This is a genomic window from Stappia sp., from assembly GCF_048261845.1.
GTDB lineage: Bacteria > Pseudomonadota > Alphaproteobacteria > Rhizobiales > Stappiaceae > Stappia.
In genome coordinates, this window is record NZ_JBLXFR010000111.1 from 1 (window position 1) to 7,198 (window position 7,198).

At 67.7% G+C, this 7,198-nt stretch carries 7 protein-coding genes; 3 read left to right on the forward strand and 4 right to left on the reverse strand.

Features of this window, described 5'->3' with window-relative positions:
- The 3 genes from ACN0T5_RS21185 to ACN0T5_RS21195 all read left to right on the forward strand — a co-directional run.
- Positions 1–791, forward strand: a 791-nt coding sequence (locus tag ACN0T5_RS21185; RefSeq protein ID WP_417770587.1) for a methylenetetrahydrofolate reductase, incomplete at its 5' end; no start/stop codon positions are given.
- On the forward strand, positions 788–1,738 hold the full coding sequence (locus tag ACN0T5_RS21190) for a methyltetrahydrofolate cobalamin methyltransferase (RefSeq protein ID WP_417770588.1): 951 nt from the start codon (positions 788–790) through the stop codon (positions 1,736–1,738). The genes ACN0T5_RS21185 and ACN0T5_RS21190, both read left to right, overlap by 4 nt.
- Before the next feature lie 51 nt (positions 1,739–1,789).
- Positions 1,790–3,829 (forward strand): ASKHA domain-containing protein, encoded by a 2,040-nt coding sequence (locus ACN0T5_RS21195; RefSeq protein ID WP_417770589.1) that lies wholly within the window; start codon positions 1,790–1,792, stop codon positions 3,827–3,829.
- A 21-nt stretch (positions 3,830–3,850) separates the two neighbouring features.
- Here the strand turns inward: ACN0T5_RS21195 and ACN0T5_RS21200 are convergent, their stop codons facing one another.
- From ACN0T5_RS21200 to ACN0T5_RS21215, 4 genes are all read right to left on the reverse strand, one after another.
- Positions 3,851–4,765, reverse strand: coding sequence for a DUF1194 domain-containing protein (locus ACN0T5_RS21200; RefSeq protein ID WP_417770590.1), 915 nt, complete (start codon positions 4,763–4,765; stop codon positions 3,851–3,853).
- Positions 4,766–4,982: 217 nt separating this feature from the next.
- Positions 4,983–5,297: a hypothetical protein gene (locus ACN0T5_RS21205; protein ID WP_417770591.1), complete on the reverse strand. Its 315-nt coding sequence runs from the start codon at positions 5,295–5,297 to the stop codon at positions 4,983–4,985.
- A gap of 47 nt (positions 5,298–5,344) precedes the next feature.
- The gene (pyrC, locus tag ACN0T5_RS21210) at positions 5,345–6,394 is read right to left on the reverse strand and encodes a dihydroorotase (RefSeq protein ID WP_417770592.1); all 1,050 of its coding nucleotides are present in this window, start codon (positions 6,392–6,394) and stop codon (positions 5,345–5,347) included.
- Positions 6,391–7,198, reverse strand: an 808-nt coding sequence (locus ACN0T5_RS21215) for a M20/M25/M40 family metallo-hydrolase (RefSeq protein ID WP_417770593.1), incomplete at its 5' end; no start/stop codon positions are given. The genes pyrC and ACN0T5_RS21215, both read right to left, overlap by 4 nt.

The following is a 7,198-nucleotide window of genomic DNA, read 5'->3' on the forward strand; positions in this document are numbered from 1 at the left end:
CGGGCGCCTACCTGACCGACCTCGGCAATGTCGGCGAGGACGCCATCGCCCGGGCCGCGCGCCGGGTCACCGATGCCAGGCTCGTCGCCGTGTCGCACATGGCCGCCCGGCGCTATGCCTCCTTCGCCGCGTTCGAGACACGGCTGACCCGGCTGGTGGCCGAGGCCGGCGTGCGCGACGTGCTTGCGGTTGCCGGCGAGGCGCCCGCGCCCGGCCCCATTCGCTCCTCAGTCGAGATGATCGAGACCGGCCTGTTCGACCGGCTCGGCGTCGAGCGCATCGGCGTTGCAGGCCATCCGGAAGGTGCGCCGGACATTCCGCGCGAGACGATCCGCGCCTTCCTGATGCGCAAGCACGAGTTGGCCGCGCAGAGCGATGCCAGCTTCCACATCGTCACCCAGTTCGGCTTCGACCCGCACAAGGTCAATCTCTGGCTCGACGAGATCGCCGGCTGGGGCAACCGTTTTCCCGTCCATATCGGGGTCGCGGGTCCGGCCAAGATGACGACCCTGATCAAGTATGCCGCCTTCGCCGGCGTCGAGAACTCGCTCGCCTTCCTCAGGAAGCGCGGCGGGGCGGTGGTGTCGATGCTGGCGGGCTACGATCCCGAGACCATGCTGGCGCCGCTGGAGGCGCGCGTGCAGACGCGCCCGCACACCCAGCTCCAGCAGATCCATGTGTTTCCGTTCGGCGGACTGACCAAGACCGCCGACTGGCTCGCTGCCCGCGGCAGTTGGTCCTACGCCGACGCCGGTTCCCATCCGTTTCCTGCAGAGGTAGCGCAACAATGACCAGGACCATCGTGGCCTCGGCCACGCGCGAGATCATCATCGGCTTCGACCAGCCCTTTTGCGTGATCGGCGAACGGATCAACCCCACGGGACGCAAGAAGCTCGCCGCCGAGATGGCCGCGGGCGATTTCTCGACGGTGGAACGGGACGCGCTGGCGCAGGTGGCGGCGGGCGCCACCATGCTCGACGTCAATGCCGGCGTCACCGCCGTCAACCCGAACGAGACCGAGCCGCCGCTGCTGGTGAAGACGCTGGAGATCGTGCAGGGCCTCGTCGACGTGCCGCTTTCCATCGATAGCTCCGTGACGGCGGCGATCGAGGCGGGCCTCAGGGTCGCCAAGGGCCGGCCGCTGGTCAATTCCGTCACCGGCGAGGAGGAAAAACTCGAGGCGATCCTGCCTCTGGTGAAGAAATACAACGTGCCGGTCGTTGCCATTTCCAACGACGAGACAGGCATTTCGGAAGACCCGGACGTGCGCTTCGAGGTCGCGCGGAAGATCGTCCAGCGCGCCGCCGACTACGGCATCCCGGCGCATGACATCGTCGTCGATCCGCTGGTCATGCCGATCGGCGCGATGGGAACGGCGGGCCGGCAGGTGTTCCAGTTGCTGCGCCGGTTGCGCGAGGAGCTGAAGGTCAACACCACCTGCGGGCTCTCCAACATCTCCTTCGGCCTGCCGCACCGGCACGGCATCAATGCCGCGTTCATTCCGATGGTGATCGGCGCGGGCATGACCAGCGCGATCATGAACCCCTGTCGCCCGCAGGAGATGGAAGCGGTGCGCGGTGCCAACGTCCTGACCGGCAACGACCCGAACTGTTCCGAGTGGATCATGACCTATCGCGACTACAAGCCGGGCGCGGAGACCGGACCGGTGGCGGCAGCTCCGGGCGGCGGGTCCGGACGGCGCGGCGGGCGCGAGGGGCGCCGGCGGGCAGGCGTCTGAGCCGGGAGAACCGGTTTCCTCCGGCAGCACAGTGAAGGCAGAAGCGCGCGCATGACAGAACATCCCGGAACGGCGAGGATCGTCTTCCAGCCGAGCGGCCGGCGGGGGAATTTCCCTGTCGGCACGCCGCTGCTCGATGCCGCGCGGGCGCTTGGCGTCTATGTGGAATCGGTCTGTGGCGGGCGCGGCATCTGCGGTCGCTGCCAGGTGTCCGTCTCCGAAGGCGCTTTCGCCAAGGAGAAACTGACCAGCTCGGCCGAACATCTGGGCCCCGTCACCGAAGCGGAAGCCCGCTACGCGCGGCTGCGCGCGCTTGCCAGCGACCGCCGCCTCTCCTGCCAGGCGACGATCCAGGGCGACATGGTGGTCGATGTTCCCGTCGATGCCCAGACCAACCGCCAGGTGGTGCGCAAGCGCGCCGAGAACGTCACCATCGCCCCCGACAGCGCCGTCCGGCTGGTTGCCGTCACCGTCAGCGAACCGGACATGGAACAGCCGCTTGGCGATGCAGACCGTCTGCTGGCGGCGCTCGTTGCCGAAAGCGGCGAGAGCGGGCTGTCCCTCGACACCGCCCTGCTGCCGCGCGTCCAGGCGATCCTGCGCAAGGGCAAGTGGAGCGTCACCGCCGCGATCTGGCAGGACGACATCCATGCCCCGCGCGTCATCGCGCTGTGGCCGGGCGACAAGCAGACCGTCTACGGGCTCGCCGTCGATATCGGCTCGACCACCATCGCCGCGCATCTGTGCGACCTGCGCAACGGGCGCACCGTGACCTCCGCCGGCACGTCGAACCCGCAGATCCGCTTCGGCGAGGACCTGATGTCGCGGGTGTCCTATGTGCAGATGAACCCGGCGCGGCTGCCCGATCTCGTCACAAGCGTGCGCGCGGCCGTCGACGCGCTGGTCGCAAAACTCGTCGCCGATGTGGGCGCAACCCGCGAGGATGTCGTCGACGCGGTCTTCGTCGGCAACCCGATCATGCATCACCTCTTCCTCGGCATAGACCCGACGGAGCTCGGCGGCGCGCCCTTCGCGCTGGCGGTGGCCGGCGCGGTGCACACGCGCGCCGCCGACGTGGGGCTGGAGCTCAATCCCGGCGCGCGGGTCTACATGCTGCCTTGCATTGCCGGCCATGTCGGCGCGGATGCCGCCGCTGCGGCACTTTCCACCCGCCCGTTCGAGGCCGAGGCGGTGACGCTGGTCGTCGACATCGGCACCAATGCGGAAATCCTGCTCGGCAATCGCGAGCGGTTGCTGGCAGCGAGTTCACCGACCGGTCCCGCCTTCGAGGGCGCCGAGATTTCCTGCGGCCAGCGCGCCGCGCCCGGCGCCATCGAGCGCATCCGCATCGACCCGGAAACGCTGGAGCCGCGCTTCAAGGTGATCGGCCTCGACGAATGGTCGGACGACCCGGAATTCGCGGAGAAGAAGGACCAGGTCGGCGTCACCGGCATTTGCGGATCGGGCATCATCGAGGCGGTGGCCGAACTCTACCTTGCCGGCGTCATCACCACCGACGGGCTGATCGACGGCGCCCTAGCGGCGCGCTCGCCGCGTGTCGTGCAAAAAGGGCGCACCCATGCCTATGTGGTGGCGAGCGAAGGCATCGAGCTGACCATCGGTCAGACCGACATCCGGGCGATCCAGCTTGCCAAGGCGGCGCTCTATGCAGGCATCAAGTTGCTGTCCGACAAGCTCGGCAACCCGGAGATCGGACGCATCCGGCTCGCAGGAGCCTTCGGCAGCTATATCGACACGAAATACGCGATGATCCTCGGGCTTATCCCCGATTGCGACCTGGCCGAAGTCTCCGGCATCGGCAATGCCGCCGGCACGGGCGCGCGCATGGCACTGGTCAATCGCGGCGAGCGGCGCACGATCGAACGGGTGGTGCGCGAGATCGAGAAGATCGAGACGGCGCTGGAACCGAAGTTCCAGGAGCATTTCGTCAACGCGATGGCGATCCCCAACAAGGTCGACCCCTTCCCTCGCCTGCGCCAGGCCGTCGCGCTTCCGGAGCCGCGTCAGATGCCCGAGCCGGGCGATGGCGAGGAGGACGGCACGCGCCGCCGCAGGCGCCGGCGGGGATAGCAGACCCTGCCCGGAACGGGCTCAGCGGCTGTCGCCGTCGAAGATCCACCGACGCTGGTTCCAGATCTTTTCCCCGATCATGCAATCGTAGGACGCCGCGTTGCCGAGCTGGACGGGGATGATCCGATCGGGCGCGGCGGATCCGGGCGCGACCGGCCGATGCATGAAACCGGCGGGCAGGACCCGCCGCCGGTCCTCATCCTGCTGCCGCCAGGGATCGTCCGGCATGCCGGGCGCCAGTCCGCCGATCTCCAGCACCAGCTTGCGCCGAACGGCCTCCGCGAACTGGTCCCAGCCGTTGACCGGAACCATGAAGCTTGCCGGTCCGCCGATCACGCAATAACGGTAATAGTCGTCGAGATCGTCGATGCCGAAGAGCGTCCCCGCACCATCGCGCGTCATCATCGGCAGGCCGTTTACGGTGATGCCCCGGGCGACCGCGCGGTCCCGCTCCAGGGTTACAGGCAAGCCCTGGTTGTTGGGCCCGTCACCGGAAACATCGATGATCAGCCGCTCGGCCCGATAGGGGACAGTTTCCAGAAGCATGATCCCATGCCTGATCGCGCCCGCAATCGACGTGCGCCGCTCGCCACGGCTGTCCTGCTCCAGAAGCCTGTCGGAGACGGCGCGGGCATCCGCTGCCGTCCCGATCAGTGTCCATGGCTGGATTTCACGGGTGTGGTGGTCGGCCGCCCATTCGAAGATCGTCACCGCGATGCGCCCGTGGGCGCCGGTCGAAATGGCCCGCAGCACTTCGGGGCTGACGATGGCCTCGGCATAGCCCCTTCGCTGGATCCGCAGCTCCTCGAGCGACATCGAGCGGGACACGTCGACCGCCAGAACCAGCGCCACGTCGACAAAGGGCCGGCCGGGCTCCTGCGACAGGGCAGGCAGCGGCCCGGCAAGCGCGAGGGCCGCGGCGACGACGCTCGCCACGGCTCGGATCGGGGACGGGAGCGGAGTTTTCCACCACATCCCCCAAGGGTAATCGAAGTCACGCCGCGCGCCACGACAAAGTTTTGCCGAACCGCACCAGACGCCCGGCGATTGCCTCCCATGACGCGTCAGCCGTTCAGGGCTGCAGCCCTCGGTTCCGCTTTCGAACGCGGGTTTCGGGTCTGGTCCGGAACGAAGGGGGCTTCCGCCCCCCGGATCAAACCTTCATCAGCTTGAGGGCGACCTTGTTCAGCGCCTCGAGCTTGGCATCGGCCGAACCGCCGGCATGGGCATTGTCCAGGACCTGAAGGATCTCGCGGAACTGCTCCAGCTCCTTGCCGGCCACGTCAAGCGTCAGCGGCTGGTCGTCATAGGCCTCGACGAAGAGCTGGGCGGCCCGGGAGACGAGCAACCATGCAGCCGCATTGTCCGGATCGTCCGAAATGCGGGCACGGGCATCGCGTGCGCAGGCCTCAAAGCCGCGGACACTCGCCGCCTGTTCGTTCAGACCATTCGCAAGCTCAATGAACATATGGCACTCCTTTGACAAAGGTTTCTCGCCGGCAAGCCTGCCGGCCGTCAGGAATTGTCGGGCGTGACGCTCCAGTGGATCGGGACCATGGGATCGAAAACGGTCACGACCCCGTCTCCCGTATCGATCTTGTCCGGGAACGCACAAGGCGCGTCCTGCCGCAGGAGCGTGAGCCGCCCCTCGTTGGGCGGCAGGCGATAGAAGGCCGGTCCGTTCAGCGAGGCAAAAGCCTCGAGCCGGTCGAGCGCGTTCTCCTCCTCGAAGACATGAGCAAGGCACGCCATCGCGTTCGGCGCGGTGAAGATGCCGGCGCAGCCGCAGGCGCTTTCCTTCAGCGGATCGGTATGGGGAGCGGAATCGGTTCCCAGGAAGAAGCGCGGGTCGCCGGAGGTCGCGGCTTCGCGCAGCGCCAGCCGGTGCTCCTCGCGCTTGGCCACGGGCAGGCAGTAGTAATGCGGCCGGATGCCGCCGGCGAGGATCGCGTTGCGGTTGATCATCAGGTGATGAACCGTGATCGTCGCGGCCATGTCGCGCTCCTGCGAGCGGACGTAGTCGACGCCGTTGCGCGTCGTCACATGCTCCATGACGACACGCAGGCCCGGGACGCGGCGGCGGAGCGGATCGAGAACCGTCTCGATGAACACGGCCTCGCGATCGAAAATGTCGATCTCCGGGTTCGTCACCTCGCCGTGGACGCAAAGCGGCAGGCCGATCTCCGCCATGCGCTCCAGCACCGGGGTGACCTTGTCGATGTCGCGCACGCCGGCATGCGAGTTGGTCGTCGCCCCGGCCGGGTAGAGCTTCACCGCCTTGATGAGCCCGTCGCGGAAACCCGCCTCGACATCGCCGGCGTCGGTGGCTTCGGTCAGGTACAGCGTCATCAGCGGCGTGAAGTCGTGCCCCTCGGGAAGCGATGCCATGATGCGCTGCCGGTAGGCCTCGGCCTGGACGGTGGTCACCACCGGCGGCACCAGGTTGGGCATGATGATCGCACGGGAGAAATGCGCGGACGTGTGGGGCAGAACGCCGGCAAGCATCGCCCCGTCACGCAGGTGCAGGTGCCAGTCGTCGGGCTTGGTGATGGTCAGCTGGTTCATGGTGTATCCGTCAGATACTGGTGGAGAATGTCGGTCGCCGACAGCAGGTCCGGCAATTCCATCGCCTCCTGCGGGTTATGCGAGCCGTTGCGATTCCTCACGAATACCATGCCTGCCGGCACCCCTGCGGCAGAAAAGACAGCGGCGTCGTGACCGCCGCCGCTCGCCATCACGAACGGCTCCTGGCCGGCGTCCCGCATCGCGGCGGACAGCCCGGAGACCAGGGAGGGATCGCAAAGCGCCGGTTCCACCCGCATTTCCTCGTCGAGCTCGAAGCGCACCTTCCGGTCGCGCTCGATCTGCGCCATCTCGGTCTTGAGCAGGTCCCGCATCTCGTCCAGCACCCGCGCGCTCTGGCTGCGCAGGTCGAGGCTGAAGGAAATCTGGTCGGGGATGCGCGTCATCGCATGCATCTTCGGATCGGTCCCGACGATGCCGCTGGTCAGCACCAGGTCGTCGCCCTTGGCCAGGATGGTCGCCCAGCTTTCGTCGAGACGCACCAGAAGATCGGCCATGGCCAGCACCGGATCGCGGCGGAAGGCACGCGGCACGGCGCCGGAATGCCCCGCCTCGCCGATACAGCGCACGGAGCGGTAGCGGATGTTGCCGCGAATGCCGGAGACGACGGCGGCCGGAATGCCCTTGCCGACAAGCAGAGGGCCCTGCTCGATATGCAGCTCGAGATAGGCCGCGACCCGGGACAGGCCGATCAGCGGACGGCCGGCGCGCACCGCCACCCTGTCGATCCCGAGGGTGTCCATATGGGCATCGAGCGAGCGCCCGTCGCCCTTGTGGCCGGCCTTC

Bases quoted from the DNA above. Each gene is read 5' to 3' on its own strand.
- ACN0T5_RS21190 (WP_417770588.1), top strand. From the start codon at position 788: ATGACCAGGACCATCGTGGCCTCGGCCACGCGCGAGATCATCATCGGC.
- ACN0T5_RS21195 (WP_417770589.1), top strand. From the start codon at position 1,790: ATGACAGAACATCCCGGAACGGCGAGGATCGTCTTCCAGCCGAGCGGC.
- ACN0T5_RS21205 (WP_417770591.1), bottom strand. From the start codon at position 5,297: ATGTTCATTGAGCTTGCGAATGGTCTGAACGAACAGGCGGCGAGTGTC.
- pyrC (WP_417770592.1), bottom strand. From the start codon at position 6,394: ATGAACCAGCTGACCATCACCAAGCCCGACGACTGGCACCTGCACCTG.